Raw genomic sequence first — 24,558 nt, forward strand, 5'->3', positions numbered from 1 at the left:
GCCGAAATTGAATCGCCCGAATTATCATGTGTAGAGCCGCGATTGTGTAAAGTGTATTCAATTAAAATGCAATATAATTATGAAAAAGTATCTGCTATCCTTCACACTATTACTGGTGAAATTATTGCTGAGCAGCACGTTTACGTTTGCCCAATTTTTTCCGGAGACCGTTAATGATCCTTGTGACAATTGTGCGCCTTCGGGTTACTCGGTTGTTTCTGGGATGCCGTCAGTTTCAAATGTTACATCAAAAGGTGGGCAGTTCCCATGGAGGAACCAGCAAGGATCAGTTATCCAACTACCCTCGCCCGCTTCTGTATCCCAAGGTTATACAACAGTTGACTCCGACTCTCCACAATATGGTACATTCCTTACCTTACTAAGCGGCCCTGTCGGAAAAGATAAAGTTGAATTTATTGTCTCTGGGTTTATTCCCGGAATGCAATACACAATGGAGTATGCAGTTTCCTCATCCCGGACGCTGTCGACAAATTTTGGTTCTTCTGCAACTTTACAGATTGGAAGCGTGGGGCCTGTCCCGACTTTATTAGCAACCAGTAAAACGGATTTCGGCAGCAATGTAAATCAATGGCTTAAAAAATTCGTTCAATTCACCCCTACCACTACCGAAGTTTCCTTCGCGTTATCCGGAAACACAGATATAGGATCGGGGTTTGTAAACTTCGATATCTGGACCAAACCACTGCATTGCATTCTGCCGAAGGACAAGCAAGTTGTTTTGACTAGTACTCAGGTGAATACAAGGTTTCCGGGGCCGTACAAAACCGTTGATTTAGGGACTACTGTTGATACGGGCTCAATGCCCGTCGGCGCAAGTGTAGTATGGAAATTAACTAATTCAATCAATGGCGCAATCATCCCAAATACACCGGATGGTACGTTTGTCACTCCCGGAGAATATTACGCATTCTACTATCACGTTGCCAATACTTGTTATGCTCTCGAATCAGTAGTCTCCACAGCTGAGGTGACGGTGAATTATGTACCTACCCAGGTACCTCTCAAATTGGGTGGTACGCTCACGATAAAGTGTCCGGACTCAACTTATAGCCTTATTAATAAATTGGTTAATCCTGCGGATGCAGGCATTGTAAAGTGGTTTAATAATAATAAGCACTTAGGTCAGCCAATAGAGAATGCAATAATTAGCCAATCCGGCACTTATTACCCATTTTATTATAGCAATTCGACGGGAGCATTCTCAGTAGCCACGTCAACGTCATTTGTCACAGTTAATTTTGAAACCCCTTGCTGCAAAGCAGGTAAGGACCAAGTAGCAGTGCAGCCCAGTTCAATAACAAACACCTGTCCATCTATGACAGCAGATTTAACGACGACCGTCGCCAACGTTCCTCTTAACACTCAACTTGTATGGTTTAATAATCCCGCGCACACGGGCAATGCCGTAAGCAATGCTTCGGCGGTGGGGGCAGGGACTTACTATGCTTTCTTTTACGATCCTGTACTAAACTGCTATAACACAGACAACTCAACAGCACAAGTGAAGGTTACAACCACGCTCTGTGCCAGCAACGTTCAACTTAGCCTTAAAGCTGCCCTGCAAGGCGCCATATCGGGAGGGGCTCTGAAAATGAAAAATGATTTGCAGACGTATGGCGGAACTGGGCTCCTCCCGACAAGCGCTCCGTATGCTGCTTCCAGTTCCTATCCAAGCATCAACAACCCCGCGGGAGCCGTTGGTGAAGTGGTTGACTGGGTTTTTGTGGAAATCCGAAGCGGTTCATCACCTCAAACTGTGTTGCAGTCGAAAAGCCTCCTGCTCAAACCGAACGGAAGTATTGTAGACAGGAATGGACTCCCCACGACATTTAACCCTCAATCTGAATCCGTCAGAGTGGTAGTGAAGCATCGCAATCACCTGGCAATCATGAGCAACCCCATTCCGAATTTTAGCGCTGGTTCCACGCTTAACTACGACTTTACAACTGCGCTTTCGCAAGCATCCAATGCATTCGGCGATCCTCCTCAAATGGTTCAGAAGAATGGAATATGGTGCATGTGGGTAGGTGACATAAATTCAAATCAGGACTTAATAATTGACGCCTCCGATTTCAATGATGTGTATGAAGTTAACAAAGTAGCGCCGTTCGATGTCTATTCAATTGCTGATTTGAATATGGATGGTATCGTCGACGCTAGCGACTATAACTTGGAATACTTTAATAATGTAGTAGCACCATATTCTTCACTTATTAACTATTAAATCGAACACCCTGTATGAAAAAAATCTCTAAAATTGTAATTGGTTTGTTGTGCATGAATTTAACATCAGAATTTTGTGCAGCACAGACAACTCCAATCGACAACGTTGCCCCTGGACCGCATATATTGGTTGAAACCCGAAACTTCGTGGTAACCAACAGTCCAAGTGGCTCCATGTCACCAACCACGTTGAAATTCGATCTATACATGTCTGCGAGCCAGGCTTATGTTAACTATCTGGTCGCAAATGGGACAGAGTTTGGCTTCCAAAGTGGAGATGTAGCTTTTGATCTTGACTTTGGTACTGATGGGACAACAGTCTACACGTTGCCAATCGGCTGGCAGGCTGTCAAAACAAATAATCAGCTTAGTGACATACAAGCTCCACAAAATTTAGCTCCTGGGACTCTCCCAGCTGGTTACGATACAAGATTTAAATTTACACCGATTAGAACAATGCAATCGGATCCGTTTACTACAACGCCTACGCATGTAGCCACCGCTACGATGTCATGGCCAGCAGGAACTATTATCGGGACACCCGGTACAGGCTCAGGTGCAAAAATACAGTTACGCTGTGCTGCCTCCGGTTTCGGAACGGGCGGAACGGGATCCAAATGGGGGGATTTAAATGGCAATAGTGCGAACACGATAGGCCCAAGTTCGACTCTTGCAACGCCATTACCCGTAAAGTTGGTAAACTTCTCTGCCGTCCGTGAAGGAAACACTGCTACGTTGACGTGGTCAACATCCGAGGAGTCAAACAGTGACTACTTCGAAGTGCAGCGTAGCGCAGATAGCAAAGTTTGGGAAAAGTTGAAAACTGTTGCCGCAAAAGGAGAAAGTTCGGTGGAGGTACATTACTCGGCAGTGGATGACAGCCCGATGAACGGCAACAACTTCTATCGCCTCAAAATGATTGACAAAGACGGGACCTTCGCACTTAGCAAGATTCGGAATGTTGAATTTGAGTTCAAAACAGGATATACGCTCTTCCCGAATCCGGTGAGTGACAAACTCAATTTCAAATCGACAGAAGACTGGAACACAGTAGCCAGTATTAAAATATACAATGCACAAGGCGTTGAAGTATATACATCACCGTCAGTGCCGGTGAAAGAGGTTGATGTCAAGAATCTTCCCTCTGGCACCTATGTAGTGAAACTTTCGCGTAAACAAAGTCGACAATCTCAGAGCTATAAGGTTGTGATAGCCCGATAGTATAGGATTGTGTGTAAGTAATTGGTTCAGGCTGATAGCGTGAGTGCCTTTTCCTTCCCTGTTCACTTTGAGGCACCACGCTGTCACTGAATTCTATCTTCAACATTTACTTCGTTACAAATGAGAACTGGATTTTTATTAACCTTATTCATAGTATCGTTTACGACCGCTTGTCAGAAGGATAAAGAATGTGTTCCGCCACCTTTGGCACAGCAAATTATAAATAGTTGGAATGCTAAATTGGTTTCGGAGAAAGATAAATCACAAGAAATGACATTTAAGAGTGACGGAACTCTGAAAGAGAGCAAAGGTTTGATATTTGGAGCATATGGAAATCCAACTTGCAATTGGGAACTTGATCAAGACCTTGTGATATTAAATGCGAGGTTTTCTAATGGAAATATCGAAAGATATGAATGCTCGGTAATTAGCAGAAGTTGTGATCAGATTATTTTGGATGTTGAGGGGCTTGATCAAATGGAATTAAATAAAAAATAAATAAATTATCGATATGAAAAAAATACTATTAATAGGTTTAGTAATAACGGCAGTTACTTCTATCATTGTAGTTAACTTGTATTCGTCAAAGCCAAAACCTATTTATTGAAGATAAACCAACGCTTCGGTTTAATATATTTTTTACTCAATTCGTGCATAAAGATGAAACATCGTATTCAGCGTTGGCTTGGGTTGTTCTACCTGGTTATACTGAAGAACAAAATTAAGTACTTCTAATAGCCTGTGGAGCTCTATCATTAAGTGTGTGTTAGTGCATATTCCGAACGCCGTTTTGTGCGTTCGGAATTTTTTGTTTATCTTTTACATTCAGTAGCCCCTTCTGTCAGATCTCACCACTCAACGATAGCCGTGCAATAGGCCGATGAAGAAATAAGGCACTGACCGCTCGCGGGCAATTGATTGTACTATCCGGCATATGTGACCGAATTTGTACTAAAACCATGGCTCGGCGAAAGTATTAAGTCATATTTGCCGATTTTTCAGTTAGATTTAGAACCTTTGTAGCTTATTTGCGACAACTATTTCTACAAAAACAATAGTATGTAGAGTAGGAAGAATCCAGTTGTCTTGGGTTGTTGTGTGATATTCTGTACCCTTCTCTTACTAGAAAATGGAATTTATTATCGTAGACGACAGTGTTTTCGATCAGTTTACCCAGGAAAAGCTGCTGCTCAAAAGTGGTTTGACCGAAACGGTAAGGACGTTTAGCTCAGCGCAGCAGGCGATAGAATACCTCCGTACCCAGGACTCGGACATGCCTGATACGGTGATCCTGCTCGATCTTCAAATGCCTGGGCTCAACGGCTTTGAATTCACCGAGCAGTATGGCCAATTACCTAAGGCGGTCCGAAAGCGGATTCGCCTGTTTATGATTTCGTCTACCGTAGATGTTTCCGACATCGAACAAGCCGAGGCCAATCCCTACATTATCCAGCTTTTGCCCAAGCCCCTTGAAATACCGCTGCTCAGAGAGCTTCTCAAATCATAATGCTTTTCTACCGCCGTCAATTCCATTAGGCATTTTACATCAGGACTTCGAACGTCCGGTCTGCTACTTTCACAGGTTTCTACGCCTTGGCTGGTGATAAAATTCCCGCGACTTAAATCGAAAGTCCGGTGAGGTTGTGGCTATATTTGCGCCTAGCCATTAACCAGAGATCATCATGCCTTTCCGGAGATTCTTCGTTTTTGTACTCCTTGCTTTTACAACCGCTTTGGCCAGCTCCTGCAACCGTCCCGCCGGCACGCCACAAGAGGCAGCCGATTTGCTTACCGCCGTTTCTCAATGGAAAATCGAGGAAATTGTTGTCAACGACGCAGTTACTTTCAAGGATGGTAAAATGACGCAGCAATTCGGCGGCATCGATTTTCAGCGGTACATGGAAACTGTCCAGGTGAAAAAGGGCGGCGTTTTTTCCGGAGTTTTCAAGGGAGAGGCCACACCTTTTTTGCTCAAATGGCAGGTCAACGAAAGCGATATTACGATTGGCGCGCCGGAAGGAAACGGCAAAGGAGCATGGACGGTGCGGCCAGATGATGTCCGAAAAGGATCTTTCGTCATGAAAACACAAAGCACCGCCTACGATTATCCGCGAATGACTACCATTGCCCTGAAATTCAAGGCGGCACCATAACATTTACCTATACTAAATCACCATGAGCAAGCTCGACAAGGCTTTTGAACTTTTTGACGACTACAATAAACGCTCTCCCGAGCGTGTCGTGTGGGAAAATGTGGAATATCCTATTGAATATTTCTATGCGCTCAAACTCTACGAGTGGGTTACGAAGCTGGACCCGGAGGCGGACGAAAGCCTGCTTCTGGCATCGAGGTGCCAGCATATCGGGCGCTGGGAAATTGCGCGCAAAAGTTATCCGGATGGCCGCGTAGGTTATCTCAAATGGCGTAGCGACCTGTCAAAGTACCACGCGGGCATCGCTGCCGAAATTCTTGCCAGCGTAGGTTACGATGAGGAGGTGATCAACCGCGTAAAGCAGATCGTCCTTAAACAGCGCCTCAAAAGCGATACCGACGTGCAGACCATGGAAAACGCCCTCTGCCTCGTTTTTCTTCAATATCAATACGACGACCTGATCGCCAAAATGACCGAGGAGAAAATGATCGAGATCCTCCGCAAAACCTGGGGCAAAATGAGCGATCCCGGCAGGGAAGCAGCTTTGTCTTTACAGTACAGCAATGTCGGTAGGGATCTGATATTGAAGGCGCTCAAAGAAGATTGACGTTAAGTTAATATATAGTCTCAGCCAGTAATGTCAGCGAAAAAGCCAGGTGGAAGTCTACCTGGCTTTTTCGCTTATTTCATTTATGGGCCGTTTCCTGCGAACCATCCAGGCTTTGCGCAGTTTTTACCAATTGCACAAACTCAGAGCGATACCCTTCATTGTCCTTCCCGAATGCGCCTCGGGCGCGCTGGATCACATCCGCATAGGTGGCTTTCCCCTTGTATTCAGAGCCCCGCAATAGCAAACCAAACTCCGCTACGGCGCTGGCAAAGCGCAGATTTTCAGAGCATTTTTCAAAGGCAACAGATGTGGCTTTTACCGGCAGATCGAAAAGAATGCTCTTTTCACTTTCCGGCTTTTTGTACCGGACTTTGACAGTCATCATTTCATCGCCGTTGCCGGTTGTGTTCGCATTATTCTGCTGGTATTTCAAAGGATGGGTTGCGCCGGTGTATGAACTGTGGACGTCTTTGGGCACAATTTCATAAATGGCCGTAACGATGTGCCCCGAGCCCATATCACCGGCATCTTTCTTGTCATCATTGAATTCGTCGTTACGTAATGCGCGGTTTTCGTAGCCAATCAGGCGGTAGGCCTGTACATACCCAGGGTTAAACTCGATCTGGATCTTCACATCCTTGGCGACGGTAAACAGCGTACCACCAAATTCCTGTACAAATTCCTTTCGAGCCTCCTGAATGTTGTCGATGTAAGCATAATTGCCGTTGCCCTTGTCGGCCAGGGTTTCTACATGGCTGTCTTTGTAGTTACCCATTCCAAAACCCATTATGCTGAGGAAAATACCGGCCCTGCGTTTTTCCTCGATCAGTTTTTGTAACTCTGATTCGTTGGAAATGCCCACATTGAAATCACCATCGGTGGCAAGGATCACACGGTTGTTACCTTTCGGCAGAAAGTACTTTCTGGCCAAATCATAAGCGAGCTCTATGCCTTCGCCACCTGCTGTCGAGCCGCCTGCTTCCAGTTTGTCGAGCGCGTCTTTAATCACTTTCTTCTCGCTTCCGGCAGTTGGCGGCAATACCAACCCCGCAGAACCGGCGTATGTTACGATCGAGATTTTGTCTTCCGCACGCAACTGGTCCACGAGTAGTTTGAAGGCTTGTTTGAGTAGCGGAAGTTTGTTCGGGTCGCTCATAGAGCCGGATACGTCGATCAGGAAAACCAGGTTGGAGGCAGGCAGGTTTTCGGTGGATACGGTTTTGGCCTGTAATCCGATGTGCACCAGTTTCAAGCCCGGATTCCAGGGAGAGTCGGTGGTTTCGGCAGTGATGGCCAGAGGGTGCTCGCCGGTAGGTTGCGGATAGTCATAATCAAAATAATTGATCATCTCCTCGATCCTGACAGCGTCTTCGGGTGGCATTTGGCCGTTGTTCAGGAAACGGCGCACATTACTGTATGCGGCGCGGTCGACGTCGACGGAGAATGTGGTCACGGGCTGCTGGCCGACGGACAAGAAGCCGTTCTCGTTAATCGGTTTGTAACTTTCCGTAGCAACCGGTATTTGCGTGACAGTTCCCGAAAACGTCGAAGGTGCGGCGGCAACCCGGTTGAAAACCAGCGACTTTTCCACGCGCCCGGGTTGACTAGGATGCACTAATTCTTGATCTGCTATTTCTTCTGTTCTCAGCGTGTGGGTTAAAATGACATTCAAAACAGAATCTGAGGTGAGGGGCATTGTCAAAGTTTTATACCCGATTTTTTTGAACATCAACGCCCTGGCCAGCTTGGACACTTGAATCGAAAAACGGCCGCCGTGGTCGGTTACCGTGCTGGCGCCGCTGCCCTGGATAGTGACGTTCACGCCCGCTACGGGTAAGTTTGAGCCGTCTGTAACAGTACCTTTGATGATGCGGTCGGGCAACAATGCAAAGGCACTCAAAAAGACAGCTAACAGAATGATTACTCTTGTTTTCATGGTTTTCGGATTTTGATATTTATCCGCTGGATGCGCGCCGGCAGGTAATTCCATAAAAGTTCTTAAGTTTTTTTTATGGAATTTTGATTAACCCGCATCCAGTAACAAGAAGGCGGAAAAGACTCCCCACGCACGTGAAATTTTTGAAATTCTTTCAGGGTAAGGTAAACGAACCGGTACCGGAAGCCGAGCGGCTTGCGGAGTACCGGCGCCGTGGCGATGTTGCGCTATTGGGAGGGTTGTACGAGCCTTACATGGATATGGTTTTTGGAGTCTGCTTTAAATACCTGCGCGATGAAGAGGAATGCAAAGATGCCGTCATGCAGATCTTCGAGAAATTGGTCTTGGATTTACGGCAGCACGAAGTTTCGAATTTCAAAAGCTGGCTGCATAGCGTCGCGCGGAACCACTGCCTGATGAAGCTCAGGATGGCGCGGGCGACGGCAGGGCAGGAGGAAGCCGATGAACAGGCACAAGAGCTGGAAGTTGAAGCAGACATCGGCGATGATGCATTTATGCTGAACGGGCAGTTGGATGCGTTGGATGAATGCCTTCAAAAGCTCACAAATGAACAGCGGCTGAGCATCGAGTTGTTTTACTTGCAAGATAAATGCTACCGCGATATTGCCGGACAAACCGGTTTTGACATAGGTAGGGTCAAAAGTTATATTCAGAATGGAAAGCGGAAGTTGAAAATCTGCATCGAAAGCAATGGCAGCTACTAACGATCACACACCGGATTTCGAAGATTTCGAACGCTATTGTAGCGGCGAAATGCCGCCGGCTGAACAGCGTTTGCTGGAAGGGAGGATGCTCGCCGAGCCCTTGTTAGCAGAGGCTTATGATGGATTCCTGGCGTGGCGAGAGCGTGACGGCCGCATGGCGGACACCCGCGCAGAACTGAGGGAGCGCTTAAATGCGCGCGTGAGGCGCGCCGACCGGAACACATTGCCGCTATGGGCTTATGCGTCGGCCGCCTCGGTGTTGCTTGCGGTGTTCAGTTACTGGTTTGTGTTTTTGCGCGACCAGCCGGAGGCACTGCAAAAACCTTCGATTGCTGTGAAACGCGAGGAAATAAAGTCTCTGCCGGCTGCGATCGTACCGAAGTCCCCAGCGGAGTCTGCGTCAGTTTTGAGCAGCGCCCCACTAAATGCCCCCCATTCCAATGCAACATCCAAACCGAAAACAACATTGACACCCTCCGGCCTTGCCGATGCGAAGGTGCAGCAAGAGGAGAACGAAATTGCATTGGAAGATTCTTCCCCAATTAAAACGGAGGAGATTCAGGCGGTGCCACAGCCTTCTCAGGTTTTGGTGATGCCCAGTGCCGCTCAGGCCGTCGGTAGGTCCGTGGCAGGCCGCGAGAAAATGGAGCGCGAAAAGGCCGATACGCAATATCTGGTTGCTTCAAAGCCAGTGTCTGCCAATGCTAAAACTTACACTGTAACTGTTCCTGGCGATACAATGCCGGCTGCGCCTGCCCTGGGGTGGGCCGACTACCGTACCTACCTCGAAAAGAATACGGGCTCTGCTTCTACAACCGGACAAATAGTGGTGACATTCTCCGTCAGTTCCACAGGCACATTGTCCGATTTTGTAACCAATGGCCCCGAGCAGCTTTACAAAGAAGCAATCCGCATTATCAGTAGTGGCCCCGCCTGGGCGCCCGCCCGCAGGAGAGGGATTCCCGTAACATCGCGGGCCGAGATACGACTTCAATTTAGGCAAGCACAATAATTCTGTCCAAATCAGACGGTTAACCGGTTACTTGTAGAAGTAATTTTAAAATATTTCCAAAATTGGACGTTTATTTTTTGCGATCTACGCCACAGTATTTAATTTTACTACAAGCTCTTGACTACTCATCTCTTGATTTTTTACTAAATCTGAACTTGTAATTTTTCCCAATAGTGCTTCGTGTCCATTTCCTGACCTGGTTCTGTCCGATGCGCTGGTGGGTGATACAATTTTTTGGTTTAAATTTTGTTATGGCAAGTATTATGACTAATTCTACGAAATAATTACCTGCTGTTTTAAACAGTAATATACCGAATATTTGCCCACTTATACTCAACCCATGGACAATAGAAAAAGTCTGTTGATTATAGACGACGAACCCAGCATTACTAAAATACTGGAACATTTTCTTAAGAAGGACTTTGATGTGGTGATCAAAAGCGACGGCTCGGAGGGAATGCTGTGGCTCGAAGAGGGTAATCAGGCTGATCTCATCATTGCGGACCTCCATATGCCGAACCTGAGTGGAAAAGAGTTCCTGAAAGTAGCCAAGGCGAGTAATCTGTATTCGGAGATTCCCATTATCATTCTTTCAGGTTCCGACGAAAGCAGCGAGCGCATTCAATGCCTGAATCTCGGTGCCGACGATTTTATGGTCAAGCCGTTCAACCCAATGGAGGTGCACGCGAAGATCAACGCCGTATTGCGGCGCAGTAAACGCTTCTCTTAAAAGATGACGATATCATGGAACTGGCCGGCACAACGACAGAAACGGTAACGGCAGGCAAGACCTACGTTGCCCAGTTCAGGGTTATTTATGTCCACCACAATTTTCAGGAATACCTCCGTTTTACCGAGCGCTTCGAGGAATATCTTCAGGTGGAGTATTTCGATACCCCCTCCGGTGCATTAGGTGCATTAAAGGAGAACTATCCCGCGGACGTGATCGTCGCGCACGATGGAAGCGGCGGTGTGGAGCTGCTCGACACGATCCGGAACAGTGCCGGCTTCGGTAATATCCCATTCGTGTTGCTGGTCGACAGACTTTCCCGCCAGGCTATCGATTTAGCGCGGGCCAAGCATGCCGACGATGTTTTTTCGGCCAATTTCGATGATGGGGATCTTATTACCCGTATCAAATACTTCAAAAAAAGGCAGTGGTACGTGGCCAATAAGGCCTCGCAGAAAATCGGCTCCCAGGGGCATAAGACGCCCCTTTGGAAACGGGCGATTGATGTTGCTGCGACAGGTACGGCTGTCATTCTTCTGTTACCGGTGTTCATTATCGTGGCGATCCTGATCAAGCTGGACTCGAAGGGGCCGGTCTTTTATAAATCCAAAAGGGTAGGGAGCGGCTACAAGATTTTCGATCTGTACAAATTCAGAACCATGCGCACCGACGCCGACCAGCTAATCCGGAAAATGGCCGCATTGAATATGTATTCCAAAGCCGAGCCGGCTGTCCAGATCGAAACGCAGGGGCTTTGCGACGATTGCCTCGCTGGAAATCAATGCAAAAGCCTGCTCTTCCATGACGGTAAGGAGATTTGCGAAAAGCTTTACCAATTCCAGAAGGATCAGAAGGCGGCATTCATGAAATTTCAGAACGACCCGCGCATCACACGCCTGGGAAGCTTCCTGAGAAATTCGAGCATTGATGAGCTCCCGCAGTTGATCAACATTCTCAAAGGCGATATGTCGCTGGTGGGTAACCGCCCGCTGCCTTTGTACGAAGCAGAAAAAATGACCACCGACGATAAAATCCTGCGTTTTGCGGGGCCTGCGGGCCTTACCGGCCTGTGGCAGGTGACCAAACGCGGCAAGGGTAAGTCTGACATGACCGAGGAGGAGCGTACGCAGCTCGATATTACCTATGCCCGCGAATTTTCGTTTAAAATGGATATGGAAATCATCCTGAAAACATTCCCCGCGCTGTTGCAGTCGGAGAATGTGTGATGGCGCAAAACGTATGTCAGGACGCTTTCACCCAGTCTTTGTATTCGGGATCGTATTTTTTGATGACACGTGCGGGGTTTCCCACGGCAACCGAATAAGGCGGGACATCTTTGGTAACCACGGCCCCGGCGGCAATTACCGAATGCCGGCCGATGGTAACACCCGCGGTGACTACCGCATTGGCCCCGATCCAGCATTCGTCTTCAATGACGATGGGTGCCACGCTGACGCCCTGCATGTGAATCGGCTGCTGAATATCCTGATAGTTGTGATTCAGGCCGCTGGCAACAATATGCTGTGCCAGAATCACATCGTTGCCGATCGTAACCGGACCGATAATGACGTTTCCCAGGCCGACAAGCGAGTTGGCGCCAATACTTACAGCCCCCACACCATTATTAATTGTACTGAAATCCTCGATCATCGAATTGTCGCCGATCGAAAAAGGATTGAAAGGCAGCACGTCCATCCTTACCCACCGACGGACGATGACATTTTTGCCCCTTTTATGAAAGAAACGGTTCAAAAATATCCGGACCCAGAGCCTTGGACGAGCCTGATTAGTTGGGATCAGCATCCAGTGGACAATTTTTTTTAGCCCCGGACTATTCCGGATTTGGGCGGATAACGACATTTTGCCTAGATTAGTAAGATGTAGTAATATTTTTACCAAAAGTATTTTGTATTGCCGCAAAGTCAAGCGAAACCGATTTTAAATAAATTTTTTGTCCTTATATGCCGATAAAACATGCCGCTTTTGGGCTCTTGCTTTTTTTGACGTTCCAAAGCGCCCGTGCTCAGGAATCTTTGAGCAAAGACGTGGACTACGCGTACCTGGATAAGTTGATAGCCGTATGCAAGGCCAATTATCCCAAAATCAAGATGTATCAGGCGCATATCAGTGCCGCCGAAACGAGCGTCAAAAAGGCGAAACTATCGTATTTCGACATTTTCAACTTCTCGTATCTGTACGTTCCCAAGAATGATCGTGCGACGCCGGTATCGGCCTCGTTCCCTTTTACTTATCAATTTGGTTTTTTCGTCAATATAGGGGCCATCCTGCAAAAGCCGGCCATGGTGAAGCAGGCAAAGAGCGAGCTCGCCTCGGCGGAGTACGACAAGCAGTCGTTTGATTTGAACATGGAAGCGGAGGTGAAGAAGAGATATTTCACTTATATCCAGAAAAAGGCGGTCTACCGGGTACGCTCCAATGCGGCGCTCGACGTCGAAAGCATGCTCGAAAACGTAAAAAAACGCTTTGTAATGGGGCAGGAGACGCTGGAAAAATACAACCAGGTGCTGGTGATGCAGACCGATCACGCGCAGAATCTGCTGAATACCGAAAGCGAGGTTTTGATTGCGAAAAGCAGTCTGGAAGAATTGTTAGGACAAAAATTAGAAGATATCAAATGACGGAGGTTGTACAGTTTTTAAGATTACTGCAAAGGAATAAGATCACTCTCATACTGGTTCCGCTGATCACCGTTATTGTCTGCTACTTTCTCGTGCGGCGGTTGCCGGACACCTACGAGTCGCATGCGCGCATCGCGACCGGGTTGGTTGATAAGACCGATCAGGTGGTAACCCGCGCCAAAGACGAGCAGGATCAGCAGATTGCGCGTAAATTCGAGAGCCTGATTCAGGTCATGCGATTGAAAAGAACACTCGATCAGGTGTCCTATCGTTTGATTTTGAATGACTTAAAAGGATTGAAGGACTCGACCTGGCGCGAGCCCGTCCGTGAGCTGGAAGAAATGAGCAAGGCAGATAAAGCGAAGGCCGTTGCCCTGATTACCCAAAAATACCAGAAACACGAAGAGCTGTTTTTGTGGAAACAGGAAGAGAAAAAGCTGAACGATATCATTGTGGAAATGGGCTATGGTGCCAATACGCTCCGTGAGAAGCTCATCATTTACCGCACAGGTGTGAGCGACTACATCGACGTCGAATTCGAAGCCGAGCACCCCGACCTGGCCGCATACGTGATCAACACGCTCGCGCAGGAGTTTATTTCCGATAACTCTTCTCGCGTGGTGGGCAACAATAAGAAGACAATTGACTTCCTGGCCAGTTTCATGCAGCAAAAGCTGCAAGCCTTGAATGACCGGATGAATACGCTGAAAAACTTCAAAATACAAAACAGGGTATTGAATCTTAACGAGCAGGCGAAGAGTATTTACGGGCAAATGGCCGATTTCGAAACACGCCGTCAGATTGCCCAAAAGGACATTATTGCTTACACGGCCGCTATCGGTAATATCGACAGACGCTTTAATCCGACCGAGCGGAAGTATTTCGAAAGCGCATTGACGGACATTAACCAGAAGATCATCGCTACCAAAAGCAACCTGAAAGCGCTGAACGAACGCTACATTCTGAGCAATTTCGACAACCGCATGAAATTCAGCCTGGATTCGCTGCGGAGTCGGCTTTCGGAGGAAATCAATGAAGCCACCGATAAATATGCCTACAACCCGATGGTGGTGAAGCAGGATCTGGTGACACAGAAGCTGAGCATGGAAATATCGCTGGAACTGGCGAAAAACAGCGTGGCATCGATCCAGGGCGAGCTCGACCGCCTGAACCGCAAGTTCGACGGGCTGGTGCCGAACGAGGCCAGGATTCAGGAATACGAGACCTCCATAGACATTGCAAGCAAGGAGTACATCGAAGCTTTACAGCGCTACAATGAGGCCAGTCTCGAATTTAGCTTTCCCATATACCTGCGCCTGATCGAGCGCGCGATGCCCGGCGAGGTGCAGGCTTCCAAGAAAATGGTGCTGGTGATCCTGTCCGGGGTGATCAGTTTCACATTCTGCGTTTTTGTGTTCTTTATTCTTTTCTACCTCGACAAATCGATCCGGTACCCGCTGCAACTCGCCAACGAAACAGGCAAGCCTGTGCTTGGTTACCTGAATGCGCTCGATAAGGATTCGAACCTGAGCCTTTCAGGTATGAATACGTCTGACGACAAGTCCGTAAGGCTTTACAAGAATCTGGTGCGATCGATCCGGTACGAGCTCGATAATGAAATGAGTGATCCGAAGATCATCGCTGTTACCAGCCTTGGTTATGGAGTAGGCAAAACCCCATTTGTGATCGCATTGGCCTGGGCATTCTCGAAGATTAACAAGACGGTGCTCATTATAGATGGAAATTTCGCCCAGCCGGACATTTCCAAGCTGAACCCGGACAGCACGCCGTTTGAAAATTTTGTCAAATCCAATAACCTGCCGGAACCGACGCCCGGGCAGATTACAATCCTAGGCGCCAAGACCGGCGATATTTCTGTGCTCGAACTGGCCGATGAAAAAGTGATCGGCCAGCGTTTGCAGGCGCTGAAAACTCGTTTCGACATTATTCTGATTGAAACCGATTCATTGCGTGCGATGAACAGGGCCAAGGAATGGGTGTCGTTCTCGGATCTGGTTGTTGCCGTTTTCGCCGCGGGTCGTTCCATTGGATCGGAGGATCAATCCAAAATACAATACCTTGATGGCTTGAACGGAAAATTTGCAGGCTGGGTGCTTACCAATACCGAAAGCATTCCCGAACAGGCCGGAAAAGTGGCTAAACCGGTAGAAGTATGAAAATCCTGGAATGGATAGGACTGGCGATTCAGGCGGCGATCGGGTACAACCTCGTATTTCCGGTGTTTCTGCTGTTGATTTACGGTTTGAGAAAGGTTGTAACATCCCGCCGGCCTGCTACCGGCGGCGGGCTTCCCGATTACGGCATTATTGTGACGGCCTACGAGTATACCGCGCAATTGCCAGCCGTGGTGGGCTCGCTGCTGCAATTGAATTACGACCGCTACCATGTTTATGTGGTTGCCGATAAATGCGACATCAGTAATCTGCGTTTCCCGACGGATAAAGTGCTGCTGCTCCGTCCGGAGGAAGTTCTCGGAAGCAATACCCGTTCGCATTTTTATGCCATCCGCCGGTTCGTCCGTCCCCACACGCACCTGACGATCATCGACAGCGACAACCTCACCGATCCCCAATATCTGAACGAGCTTAACGTCTATTTCAACCGGGGTTATGAGGCGGTGCAGGGCGTGAGAGAGGCCAAAAACCTGGATACTACCTACGCTTGCCTGGATGCTGCGCGCGATATTTACTACCATTTCTACGATGGGAAAGTCCTTTTCGGCGCTGGCTCGTCGGCTACCCTGGCAGGGTCGGGGATGGCATTCAGCACGGCACTGTATGAGAAAGTGCTCGGGCAGCTGGACGTTACTGGTGCGGGTTTCGACAAGGTGCTGCAAGAAGGGATTGTCAGCCGCGGTTACCGCATTGCATTCGCCGAGAAGGCGATTGTTTATGATGAAAAGACGACGGGCTCCGACCAGTTGGTCAAGCAACGTGCCCGGTGGATCAACACATGGTTCAAGTATTTTGCCTACGGATTTAAAATCCTGTTCAAGGGCATTGCCCGTTTCAGTCTCAACCAGGTACTTTTCGGATTGGTATTGCTGCGGCCGCCTTTGTTCATATTCCTGCTGCTTTCGGTATTTTTTATGCTGCTCAATCTGCTGATCGCGCCGGTGTTATCATTGGTATGGCTGATCGGTCTGGTAGTTTTTGTACTCGGTTTTTACATTTCGCTGAAAAGCTCGCCCACCGATCCGAAGATCTACCAATCGCTAGTGAATATTCCGAAATTCATGTTCTATCAGCTCACAGCGCTGGTGAACGCGCGCCGTGCGAACAAGATTTCGGTAGCTACACGACAGGAGGACAAGACTCAGGGTTAACGCTCGGCTATTATGAAAATTTATCCGGATAAAAAGGTCAGCGAGCGGAAACGGGGCTTCAACGAGCTTACGCCCATGCAGCAAAAAATACGCCAGGCAGCACTATTGCTCGCTTTGGTAAGCGTATTTATCTGGTTTTTCAAAATCCTGTTTTTTTAGTGGAAAACATTCAGATTCATCTTCCCGGGAAAAGCAGCGAAGGGTTGGGCCGCGTGGAAAGATTGCGCGCGCTCTTCGATCGCAAACTCACGGGGCTGCTTATTTTGCTGTTAATATCGGTTGCACTCGGGGCGCTGATCGCTTACCAGGGTATTATCGCCGGGGTAGGCATTTTGGCGCTGATGTTTGGACCGCCTATCGTGTATGGCATCGTGGCATTTCCCGAATTCGGGATTACCGTGCTGCTCCTGTTAGCCTATTTGCTGTTTTTTGTAGGGCGGCTCGGCGTGAATTTCCCGCTTGGGACCGTCATGGATGGTATTCAGGGGCTGCTGATCCTCGGTTTTTTCATTCACCAGAAACGAAGGCCCAACTGGAAAGTTTTCAAAGGGCCTATCAGCGTGATGATCCTGATCTGGATCGTTTACAACCTGATTCAGGTGGCCAATCCATCGGCTGAGTCGCGACTGGCCTGGGTGTACACCATTCGTGCGGTGGCGATCGTGATGCTGACCTACTTTGTTTTCATGTACCAGATCCGCACTATTCAGTTCTTGCGATTTTTGCTCAAACTCTGGCTCGGACTGGCGCTATTCGCCGCCTTGTATGCTTACAAGCAGGAATATATCGGTTTCTCCGCGGCGGAGCAGGCCTGGCTCGACTCGGAAGGCGTTGCCGACCTGCTTTTTATCTCCGGGCACTGGCGAAAGTTCTCCATCTTCTCCGATCCGGTCGCATTCTCCTACAACATGGTGGTGAGTAGTATTATCTGTATCGCATTGCTGACCTTCGTGAAGAAAACCTGGCAGAAAGTAGTACTGGCCATGATGATCGCGCTGTTTTTCTCGTCGATGCTGTTCTCGGGTACACGCGGCGCGTATGTGCTCATACCCGCGGCGATGGTGCTTTTTGTGATTTTGCGGATCAACCGGCAAGTACTCATCTTCTCGGGTGTTGCCGCTTTGTTTTTTGTATTCCTGATTTTCGTACCTACCACCAATTCCAACATCGTCCGCTTCCAGACGGCTTTTAAACCGAACGACGATATTTCGTTCCAGGCTCGGAAAAACAACCAGAAGCGGATTCAACCTTACATTCTCACGCACCCGATCGGGGGCGGACTGGGTGCTACGGGCGCGTGGGGGCAGCGGTTCGCGCCGCAATCGTACCTGGCTAATTTCCCTCCTGACAGCGGGTATGTCCGCATTGCGGTGGAGCTGGGCTCGGTAGGCCTTTTCCTGTTCTGTTTGCTGATGTTCTTTATTTTAAGAGAAGGTATCAACAACTATTTCCTGATCAGGAACCCCGAGCTGAAAACCTATTGTCTGGCGATGCTGTTGGTGGTGTTTGCCTATAATGTCGGCAATTACCCCCAGGAAGCGCTGGTGCAATTTCCTTCGAATATCTATTTCTACCTGGCAGCAGCCATTATTAATATCACCCGCATTCTCGACGAGCGGGAATAGAAAGCGAACCACAGCGTATGAAAATCGCTCACCTGATACTTGCACATGCGGCACCGGAGCAGCTGTCGAAGCTCATCGGCTCGCTCGAACACCGGGATGCATGGTTTTTTGTTCATCTCGACGGGAAAGCGGATATCCGGACATTTCCCTTTTTGCAGGACCGCGAGCGGGTAGTACTTGTGCCTGATCGTGTGGATGTCGGCTGGGGTGCGTACAGTATTGTCGAAGCCACGCTCCGAGGGTTTCAGGCTGTCGTAAATTCGGGTATTGATTTTGGATATGTAAACCTGCTCAGCGGTGCCGATTATCCGCTGCGGTCTCCATTGGAAATCCATGATTTTTTCGCGCGGAATAACGGGAAGAACTTCATGGAATACTGTTCCGTCCACAATGAATGGACGGAAGCGATTCCGAGATTGACCGAATACCACCTTACCAATTACAATTTCCCGGGCAAATACCTGGTGCAGAAATGGGTGAACAGGCTGCTACCCATGCGCAAAATGCCCGCCGGGCTCGAACCGGTAGGACGCTCGCAGTGGATGAGCCTGACACTGGATGCAGTGCGTTACATATTGGAGTATCTGGACGGTCACCCAGTGGTTAAGAAGTTTTTCAAGCTCACCTGGGCTCCTGATGAGATTATATTTCAAACCATTTTGTATAATTCCCCATTCCGCTCCTCGCTCGTGAACGATAATTTGAGGTATATTGACTGGTCGAAAGGCCAGGCGAGCCCGAAAGTACTCACAGAGGAGGACCTGGAACATATGTGGGCATCAGGAAAACTGTTTGCCCGTAAGTTCGATCTTACGCAGTTTCCGGCGGTGATCGGCGAGCTCGACAGAAAAATTCAGGATCATCATTATAAGTAACCGAATCTCAACGAGGGTGGGGACCTTTGACCCCACACATTACCTACTGCAATATGGATATTGTCATTACGGGGCAACAGGCCTGGGACGTGGAAATCGGGAGTAACTGCAAGAACATCGCCCTGGAATTCAGCAAAAACCACAGGGTATTGTACGTCAATTCCCCTCTCGACCGCATTAGCCTGCTCAAAAATGCCGGGGATCCTAAAATCGCGAAACGCAAAAATGTGGTTTCCGGCAAGGCCGACGGCCTGGAAGAGGTGCAGCAAAACCTGTGGGTGTTGTATCCCGACAAAATGATTGAGTCGATCAACTGGCTGCCGGAAATGCTGTTTGATATTTTAAATAAGAGGAATAATCAGCTCTTCGCGGGATCGATTGCCCGTGCAGCGAAGCGGCTGGGCTTTACGGACTATATTCATTTCAACGACAATGATATGTTCCGCAGCTTTTTCCTGAAAGACCTGCTCAAACCGCGCCTGTCTGTTTACTACTCCCGCGATTACATGCTGGCAGTCGATTACTGGCGCAAGCATGGCGCTCGGCTGGAACCGCAGTTGATCGCTAAAAGTGACATTTGCGTAGCCAATTCCACCTATCTGGCCAATTACTGCGCCAAATACAATCCGCGCTCGTTTTACGTCGGGCAAGGTTGCGACCTGGACATTTTCATGGCTGGAAACCAGGCTCCCGAGCCCGCGGACATAGGCGCGATCGCCCGCCCGCGTATCGGATACGTGGGAGCGCTGCAAAGCATCCGCCTGGACATGGAACTACTGGAATATATTGCACAGCAGCGCCCCGACTGGAATATCGTGCTGGTAGGACCGGAAGACAATGAGTTTCTACAAAGCAGCCTGCACAAGCTCTCCAACGTGACCTTCACCGGCTCCCGCAACATTGCCGACCTGCCGGCTTATATCAATGCATTCGACGTGTGTGTGAACCCGCAGCTGCTTAATGAGGTCACGATCGGTAATTATCCCCGCAAAATCGATGAATACCTCGCAGTAGGCAAGCCGGTGGTTGCTACTGCCACGGATGCCATGAGCGTATTCGCCGACCATGTGTATCTCGGAAAGGGAAAAGAAGACTACGTGCGGCTGATTGAGCTTGCGTTGACTGAAAATTCGGAAGCGCGCACCGAAGCACGGCGTGCATTTGCGAGCTCACATACCTGGGAAAACAGCGTAGAAGAGATCTACAATGCCATTAAAGCAGTTTAAGCTGCGTTAAACCCGTTTCCGCTTCTGCTTTCAAATCGATCAGCCTCTGGTTCAGATCGTCGGTCCATTTGCCCTGTTTCAGGGTTGCTTCAAGTTCCTTGTACTGGTTGGCAGTATTGAGCAGCCCGACCGAGAATAATGAAGAGCGGAATTTATGGATAGCCTGACGGAGTCGTTCCAGATCGTTGGCCTGAGATGCCTCGCCGATGCTTTTGAGTTGTATCTGGCTGTCTTTTTCGAACATTGCGATCAGCTCGTCGCGTAATTCCTGATCACCTCCGGTGATTTCGGCGAGATAGTCGAGATTTAGGATAGAGTCTGTCATTTTAGTTTGAGAAGGTTGCTGAGTAAAATTTGGAGGTTGAGGTGTTTCGTAATGCTCTTTGTTTCCAAGATGTGCGATGGTATATAAAAGTTCACTTTCCTTAAATGGTTTAGAAATATAGCTGTTGGCGCCGATACTGAGGCATTCTTCTTTCTCACCGACCATCGCATGAGCGGTCATGGTGATGATCGGGATGGTGGTGGAAATGGTCCGGCGAATCTCTTTAATTGCCGTGTAGCCGTCCATCACCGGCATTTGAATATCCATTAAAACCAAATCGAAGGTACCTTCCCGCAGCTTGTCGAGTGCTTCCTGGCCATTGTTTACGATTGTCAGAGGGATATTCAGTCTCTCGAAAATAGCTTTCAGGAGCTTCTGGTTAAGTGAGTTATCTTCCGCCGCCAGAATGTGCAGGGCTGTGACGGAAGCGGTAACATCGATCTCTTTTTCCAGCTCTTCTTCCAGTTCGGCCTCTTTGACAATCCTGAATGGAAAATCCATCGTGAAAACCGTACCCTTGCCCAGCTCGCTTTCGAGGTTCAGGGTTCCCTCAAAAAGTTGTACCAGCGATTTTACAATGCTCAGTCCCAGACCGGTTCCGCCAAATACCCGGGTGGTGCTTTCGGTAGCCTGCACGAAGCGGTTGAATACTTCTTTCAGTTTATCCTTGGGAATGCCGACGCCTGTGTCCACTACCCTGAAACGGATATTCTGCACCTCGTTTACCGGCTCGCCGATCGGTTCGACGTGCAACTTCACACTGCCGCGCTCTGTAAATTTGACGGCGTTGCCGCATACATTGAGCAATATCTGCGTAAGCCTCAACTTATCGGTTTCAATGAACTCGGGCAGCCCGTCTTCGAGCACGGCTTCGTAGGCAATGCCCTTCTCCACGGCGCGGTGGTGCATAATCGCCGAAATCGAGTCAGCCAGTTCGTGGATCGAAACGGGCGTTTTTTCGAGATGGATCTGCCCGGCTTCGATCTTGGAGAAATCCAGGATGTCGTTGATCAGTTCCAGCAGGTTTTTGCCGGCATACTGAATGTAGCCTACATATTCGAGACTTTTGGGGTCGGTAACCTCGCCCAGGAGCAGGTTCGTAAACCCGATGATCGCATTCAGAGGTGTCCTGATCTCGTGGCTGACATTGGAAAGGAATATGTCCTTCACGCGTACCGATTTCTCGGCCAGAATGCGCGCTTTTTCAAGCGTTGCCTCGTAATTAGCCCGCTCTGTAATGTCCCTGAAAACCGTAATGGCGCTTTTGATCTGCCCATCAAGGCCGATTACCGGTTGCACGCTCGTTTCGAGGTGGTAAATTTTATCATTCTTGACAAGGTCAATCTTGTTGCCGGCAAGTTTTTCGCCTTGCAATGCCCTGGCAACCGGCAAAGTGTCGGCCGAAAACCGGACGTGGTACCGTGTCGGATCGAGGAGTTTGATGCGTGTGACCTGCTCTTCGAGCGTTTCGGGGCGTTCGCCAGCTACACCCAGGATTTCCCGTCCTGATTCATTCAAAAGCTCGATTTTCCTTTCACTATTGATAACCATCACGCCGTCTGGAATGGCTTCCAGGTATTGGCTCATTGTGCGCTCCCTCTCCTTGATTTCCTTCTGGAACTGGCGTTGCTTGCGTTTGTCGAGGTTCAGGAACACAATGGAAAGGATGGTAAGAATGAACCCCACGGCGCCCGTCAGCAAAATGAAAAGGACCGAATTCTGCTGGGTATCGGAAACCAGCTTGCGCCGCTGGTCCATATTGTTTTTCTCATAATCCTCTATCTCGTTGATCTTGCGCGTCAGCAAATTGTTGAGCCGGATGCCTTCGCCCTCCTGTATTTTGGTAAAAGCCTGCTCGGTGCCCTGGGTGCGGTAAATGCTGATCACATTCTGCGAATAGAGCACGATCTGGCTGGATATTTCAAGCAGGTCTTTAACGCGCTTGGTCTGGATATCGTCGTCCTTTACGAGGTTGAAGAGCGTGTCGGTAATGCCTACGAGCTGGACCTTTTTGTTGTAGTTGTCTGTCAGCAGGTCGTTGTTCTGCGTGATCAGGTACCCGCGCATGTTCGACTGAAAATCCTTCGTTACCAGCCCGAAGTTGGCCGTCTGGTTCAGTACGCCGATCGTGACGTTCAGCCGCTCGTTGTTTAGCGAGAGGTCGCGGACATTTTTGTAAGTAAAATACTGGGAACCGAAGATCATCGCCAGTCCAAGGTAAATGCTCGCGTAATACCATCTGAATGAGTCATTTGTTATACGGGTTGGCATATCTTAGGAGTGGAAACGTTGGGTTTTTGTGGCACCAAGATCGGAATAAACCGAGACTATATTTCAGGTCAGGTAATCAAAATTAAATTTCAGGTGGCGGTATAGGTCGCGGATTTGTTTCACAGGAAACCGGTCGGTCTGCCGCCAGTTTTCGCGCGACATGGTACTGGGTTCGGATTCCGAGTTTTTCTGTACAAACAGTCCGGTATAATCCTTGTAAAAATAGGCCTTGCCATGGTTTTTGAGGAAAGACATCATCATACTGTACTCGGTGAAGTCACCTTTCCGGCCTTCAATATACCTTCCGAATTTCTCAAAAAAACTGCTCCTGCGCAGGTGCGGGTGGTCGCTGTAAGCATAAAACTTGCGGTAACCCGGTTTCCATACTTTGAAATCCATTTCGTAATAGCCGTTGCGGGGGTTTTTCAAATAGGGGTATTCAAAATAGGCGTAGAACCTCACCACATCGTTTTCGGGTTTTTCTCGCATAATGTCCAGCGCGTTGGTAAAGCTTTCCGGGAAAATGGCGGTAGGCGTGAAATCTTCCTGCACGTACAGGGTTAGAGGCGTTAGAACGGCATCCTGGCCTTTGTTGATATTATTACCCAAGCCCCTGTTCTGAGGCGTTGTAATGAGCCTGAACTCATGCTTTTTCTGTAATTGAAGCAAGTAGTCGATATGTTCGGGTTTGCTGCCGTCGTCGGACACGACAATGTCGCCGAACGCGCAGCCCAACGCTTCAAATGAAAGGAGCAACTGTTCCAGCGACTGGCTCCGGTTGTAATGGGTAATGAGCAGTGTCACCTCCCCGAAGAAATATTCCTTGTTCATGTGGGCAGTCTATTTCATGAAAACCAGGTCCAGCGTATTTTTCAGCCAGCGATAACGGAGGTAGCCCAGCCGGGCAAGCTTCACCAGTGGGTTCTCGCTCAGTTTCCAGTCGGCACGCTCCATGGTACTGGGTTCGTCGGAGGAGTTTCGTTGGTAAAATAATTGGGTGAAGTCGTTGTAAAACAACCCTTTCCCCTTTTTCTGTAAAAAGCTGACAGCCATTTTGTATTCTGTCAGATCGCCTTTAATGCCTTCGGGATAACGGCCAAACTTTTGCAGGAACGTGCTCCGGCGCAAATGCGGGTGGTCGCTGTAATAGTAGAATTTCAAATGGTTCATGTCCCAGAACCGGTATACCATTTCGGAATAACCCTTCTTGAAAGGTTTCAGGGTAGGGTAGGCGAAGTAGGCGTAAAACCGCACAATGTCCCATTTGGGATCCTCGCGCATGAATGTGAGCGCATCCTGGAAATGCTCCGGGAAAATGTCGGAAGGCTGGAAATCCTCCTGCACATATAAGGTATATTCCGATTGCACCGCATCCTGGCCTTTATTGATATTGTTGCCCAGCCCACGATTTTTCGGCGTGGTAACGAGCCGGAACCGGAAGCGGCCGGCGAGCGCCTGCACCTTTTCGAGGTGTTCGGGTTTGCTGCCATCGTCCGAAACCACAATATCCGCAAACTGGCAGCCGAGCGATTCGAATGTCGCCAGCAGCCGTTCGAGCGAGCCGCTGCGGTTGTAATGGGTGATCAGCAAGGTCGTATCGGGGAAATGGTGCTGCATCAT

Annotated in this window: 22 protein-coding genes; 17 read left to right on the top strand and 5 right to left on the bottom strand. The window is 48.8% G+C overall.

Features of this window, described 5'->3' with window-relative positions; all coding sequences use genetic code 11:
• Window positions 1–79: 79 nt before the first annotated feature.
• From J2Y43_RS16575 to J2Y43_RS16600, 6 genes are all read left to right on the top strand, one after another.
• Window positions 80–2,245 (top strand): hypothetical protein, encoded by a 2,166-nt coding sequence (locus J2Y43_RS16575; RefSeq protein WP_309984651.1) that lies wholly within the window; start codon window positions 80–82, stop codon window positions 2,243–2,245.
• A gap of 14 nt (window positions 2,246–2,259) precedes the next feature.
• The gene (locus J2Y43_RS16580; RefSeq protein ID WP_309984653.1) at window positions 2,260–3,465 is read left to right on the top strand and encodes a T9SS type A sorting domain-containing protein; all 1,206 of its coding nucleotides are present in this window, start codon (window positions 2,260–2,262) and stop codon (window positions 3,463–3,465) included.
• 120 nt (window positions 3,466–3,585) lie between these two features.
• On the top strand, window positions 3,586–3,963 hold the full coding sequence (locus tag J2Y43_RS16585; RefSeq protein WP_309984656.1) for a hypothetical protein: 378 nt from the start codon (window positions 3,586–3,588) through the stop codon (window positions 3,961–3,963).
• A gap of 631 nt (window positions 3,964–4,594) precedes the next feature.
• Window positions 4,595–4,972: a response regulator gene (locus J2Y43_RS16590; protein WP_309984657.1), complete on the top strand. Its 378-nt coding sequence runs from the start codon at window positions 4,595–4,597 to the stop codon at window positions 4,970–4,972.
• A 175-nt stretch (window positions 4,973–5,147) separates the two neighbouring features.
• Window positions 5,148–5,618, top strand: a complete 471-nt coding sequence (locus J2Y43_RS16595) for a hypothetical protein (protein WP_309984659.1) — start codon at window positions 5,148–5,150, stop codon at window positions 5,616–5,618.
• Between the two features lie 22 nt (window positions 5,619–5,640).
• Window positions 5,641–6,225, top strand: a complete 585-nt coding sequence (locus J2Y43_RS16600) for a DUF4202 domain-containing protein (RefSeq protein ID WP_309984661.1) — start codon at window positions 5,641–5,643, stop codon at window positions 6,223–6,225.
• Window positions 6,226–6,304: 79 nt separating this feature from the next.
• Here J2Y43_RS16600 and J2Y43_RS16605 read toward each other — a convergent pair whose 3' ends face one another.
• Window positions 6,305–8,164 carry a von Willebrand factor type A domain-containing protein gene (locus J2Y43_RS16605; protein WP_309984664.1) on the bottom strand — a complete coding sequence of 620 codons (1,860 nt, stop codon included), beginning with the start codon at window positions 8,162–8,164 and terminating at the stop codon, window positions 6,305–6,307.
• Between the two features lie 134 nt (window positions 8,165–8,298).
• Here J2Y43_RS16605 and J2Y43_RS16610 point away from each other — a divergent pair, with 134 nt between their 5' ends.
• From J2Y43_RS16610 to J2Y43_RS16625, 4 genes are all read left to right on the top strand, one after another.
• Entirely contained in the window at window positions 8,299–8,889 is a 591-nt protein-coding gene (locus tag J2Y43_RS16610; RefSeq protein ID WP_309984665.1) for a sigma-70 family RNA polymerase sigma factor, read from the top strand.
• Entirely contained in the window at window positions 8,876–9,901 is a 1,026-nt protein-coding gene (locus J2Y43_RS16615; RefSeq protein WP_309984667.1) for a hypothetical protein, read from the top strand. Before J2Y43_RS16610 ends, J2Y43_RS16615 begins: the two co-directional genes overlap by 14 nt.
• A 340-nt stretch (window positions 9,902–10,241) precedes the next feature.
• The gene (locus tag J2Y43_RS16620) at window positions 10,242–10,631 is read left to right on the top strand and encodes a response regulator transcription factor (protein ID WP_309984669.1); all 390 of its coding nucleotides are present in this window, start codon (window positions 10,242–10,244) and stop codon (window positions 10,629–10,631) included.
• A 14-nt stretch (window positions 10,632–10,645) separates the two neighbouring features.
• Complete coding sequence (locus J2Y43_RS16625) at window positions 10,646–11,857, top strand: sugar transferase (protein WP_309984671.1); 1,212 nt, start codon at window positions 10,646–10,648, stop codon at window positions 11,855–11,857.
• A 16-nt stretch (window positions 11,858–11,873) separates the two neighbouring features.
• Here J2Y43_RS16625 and J2Y43_RS16630 read toward each other — a convergent pair whose 3' ends face one another.
• Window positions 11,874–12,434 (bottom strand): acyltransferase, encoded by a 561-nt coding sequence (locus tag J2Y43_RS16630; RefSeq protein WP_309984673.1) that lies wholly within the window; start codon window positions 12,432–12,434, stop codon window positions 11,874–11,876.
• A gap of 158 nt (window positions 12,435–12,592) precedes the next feature.
• Here J2Y43_RS16630 and J2Y43_RS16635 point away from each other — a divergent pair, with 158 nt between their 5' ends.
• The 7 genes from J2Y43_RS16635 to J2Y43_RS16665 are packed head-to-tail and all read left to right on the top strand — an operon-like array spanning window position 12,593 to window position 20,342.
• Window positions 12,593–13,270 (top strand): TolC family protein, encoded by a 678-nt coding sequence (locus J2Y43_RS16635; RefSeq protein WP_309984675.1) that lies wholly within the window; start codon window positions 12,593–12,595, stop codon window positions 13,268–13,270.
• On the top strand, window positions 13,267–15,447 hold the full coding sequence (locus J2Y43_RS16640; protein WP_309984677.1) for a lipopolysaccharide biosynthesis protein: 2,181 nt from the start codon (window positions 13,267–13,269) through the stop codon (window positions 15,445–15,447). Before J2Y43_RS16635 ends, J2Y43_RS16640 begins: the two co-directional genes overlap by 4 nt.
• Complete coding sequence (locus J2Y43_RS16645; protein WP_309984679.1) at window positions 15,444–16,616, top strand: glycosyltransferase; 1,173 nt, start codon at window positions 15,444–15,446, stop codon at window positions 16,614–16,616. Before J2Y43_RS16640 ends, J2Y43_RS16645 begins: the two co-directional genes overlap by 4 nt.
• Before the next feature lie 12 nt (window positions 16,617–16,628).
• A complete protein-coding gene (locus tag J2Y43_RS16650; RefSeq protein ID WP_170118753.1) occupies window positions 16,629–16,775 on the top strand; it encodes a hypothetical protein in 147 nt (48 codons plus the stop codon).
• Complete coding sequence (locus tag J2Y43_RS16655; protein ID WP_309984681.1) at window positions 16,775–18,241, top strand: O-antigen ligase family protein; 1,467 nt, start codon at window positions 16,775–16,777, stop codon at window positions 18,239–18,241. The genes J2Y43_RS16650 and J2Y43_RS16655 overlap by 1 nt, the downstream gene beginning before the upstream one ends.
• A gap of 17 nt (window positions 18,242–18,258) precedes the next feature.
• Window positions 18,259–19,116 (top strand): beta-1,6-N-acetylglucosaminyltransferase, encoded by an 858-nt coding sequence (locus J2Y43_RS16660; RefSeq protein ID WP_309984683.1) that lies wholly within the window; start codon window positions 18,259–18,261, stop codon window positions 19,114–19,116.
• Between the two features lie 53 nt (window positions 19,117–19,169).
• Complete coding sequence (locus J2Y43_RS16665) at window positions 19,170–20,342, top strand: glycosyltransferase (protein WP_309984686.1); 1,173 nt, start codon at window positions 19,170–19,172, stop codon at window positions 20,340–20,342.
• Here the strand turns inward: J2Y43_RS16665 and J2Y43_RS16670 are convergent.
• The 3 genes from J2Y43_RS16670 to J2Y43_RS16680 all read right to left on the bottom strand — a co-directional run bounded on the left by J2Y43_RS16670 (window position 20,329) and on the right by J2Y43_RS16680 (window position 24,555).
• A complete protein-coding gene (locus J2Y43_RS16670; RefSeq protein ID WP_309984688.1) occupies window positions 20,329–22,938 on the bottom strand; it encodes a response regulator in 2,610 nt (869 codons plus the stop codon). The two genes, J2Y43_RS16665 and J2Y43_RS16670, sit on opposite strands and share 14 nt — an antisense overlap.
• Before the next feature lie 63 nt (window positions 22,939–23,001).
• Entirely contained in the window at window positions 23,002–23,769 is a 768-nt protein-coding gene (locus J2Y43_RS16675) for a glycosyltransferase (RefSeq protein WP_309984691.1), read from the bottom strand.
• Between the two features lie 9 nt (window positions 23,770–23,778).
• Entirely contained in the window at window positions 23,779–24,555 is a 777-nt protein-coding gene (locus J2Y43_RS16680; RefSeq protein WP_309986663.1) for a glycosyltransferase, read from the bottom strand.
• Between the last annotated feature and the right edge of the window lie 3 nt (window positions 24,556–24,558).

Source organism: Dyadobacter sp. BE31 (assembly GCF_031457695.1).
Taxonomy (GTDB): Bacteria; Bacteroidota; Bacteroidia; order Cytophagales; family Spirosomataceae; genus Dyadobacter.

What these genes read in the sequence shown, in the direction of transcription:
- J2Y43_RS16575 (WP_309984651.1), top strand. Translation starts at nt 80, where the DNA reads ATGAAAAAGTATCTGCTATCCTTCACACTATTACTGGTGAAATTATTG.
- J2Y43_RS16580 (WP_309984653.1), top strand. Translation starts at nt 2,260, where the DNA reads ATGAAAAAAATCTCTAAAATTGTAATTGGTTTGTTGTGCATGAATTTA.
- J2Y43_RS16585 (WP_309984656.1), top strand. Translation starts at nt 3,586, where the DNA reads ATGAGAACTGGATTTTTATTAACCTTATTCATAGTATCGTTTACGACC.
- J2Y43_RS16590 (WP_309984657.1), top strand. Translation starts at nt 4,595, where the DNA reads ATGGAATTTATTATCGTAGACGACAGTGTTTTCGATCAGTTTACCCAG.
- J2Y43_RS16595 (WP_309984659.1), top strand. Translation starts at nt 5,148, where the DNA reads ATGCCTTTCCGGAGATTCTTCGTTTTTGTACTCCTTGCTTTTACAACC.
- J2Y43_RS16600 (WP_309984661.1), top strand. Translation starts at nt 5,641, where the DNA reads ATGAGCAAGCTCGACAAGGCTTTTGAACTTTTTGACGACTACAATAAA.
- J2Y43_RS16605 (WP_309984664.1), bottom strand. Translation starts at nt 8,164, where the DNA reads ATGAAAACAAGAGTAATCATTCTGTTAGCTGTCTTTTTGAGTGCCTTT.
- J2Y43_RS16615 (WP_309984667.1), top strand. Translation starts at nt 8,876, where the DNA reads ATGGCAGCTACTAACGATCACACACCGGATTTCGAAGATTTCGAACGC.
- J2Y43_RS16620 (WP_309984669.1), top strand. Translation starts at nt 10,242, where the DNA reads ATGGACAATAGAAAAAGTCTGTTGATTATAGACGACGAACCCAGCATT.
- J2Y43_RS16625 (WP_309984671.1), top strand. Translation starts at nt 10,646, where the DNA reads ATGGAACTGGCCGGCACAACGACAGAAACGGTAACGGCAGGCAAGACC.
- J2Y43_RS16630 (WP_309984673.1), bottom strand. Translation starts at nt 12,434, where the DNA reads ATGCTGATCCCAACTAATCAGGCTCGTCCAAGGCTCTGGGTCCGGATA.
- J2Y43_RS16635 (WP_309984675.1), top strand. Translation starts at nt 12,593, where the DNA reads ATGCCGATAAAACATGCCGCTTTTGGGCTCTTGCTTTTTTTGACGTTC.
- J2Y43_RS16640 (WP_309984677.1), top strand. Translation starts at nt 13,267, where the DNA reads ATGACGGAGGTTGTACAGTTTTTAAGATTACTGCAAAGGAATAAGATC.
- J2Y43_RS16645 (WP_309984679.1), top strand. Translation starts at nt 15,444, where the DNA reads ATGAAAATCCTGGAATGGATAGGACTGGCGATTCAGGCGGCGATCGGG.
- J2Y43_RS16650 (WP_170118753.1), top strand. Translation starts at nt 16,629, where the DNA reads ATGAAAATTTATCCGGATAAAAAGGTCAGCGAGCGGAAACGGGGCTTC.
- J2Y43_RS16660 (WP_309984683.1), top strand. Translation starts at nt 18,259, where the DNA reads ATGAAAATCGCTCACCTGATACTTGCACATGCGGCACCGGAGCAGCTG.
- J2Y43_RS16665 (WP_309984686.1), top strand. Translation starts at nt 19,170, where the DNA reads ATGGATATTGTCATTACGGGGCAACAGGCCTGGGACGTGGAAATCGGG.
- J2Y43_RS16670 (WP_309984688.1), bottom strand. Translation starts at nt 22,938, where the DNA reads ATGCCAACCCGTATAACAAATGACTCATTCAGATGGTATTACGCGAGC.
- J2Y43_RS16675 (WP_309984691.1), bottom strand. Translation starts at nt 23,769, where the DNA reads ATGAACAAGGAATATTTCTTCGGGGAGGTGACACTGCTCATTACCCAT.
- J2Y43_RS16680 (WP_309986663.1), bottom strand. Translation starts at nt 24,555, where the DNA reads ATGCAGCACCATTTCCCCGATACGACCTTGCTGATCACCCATTACAAC.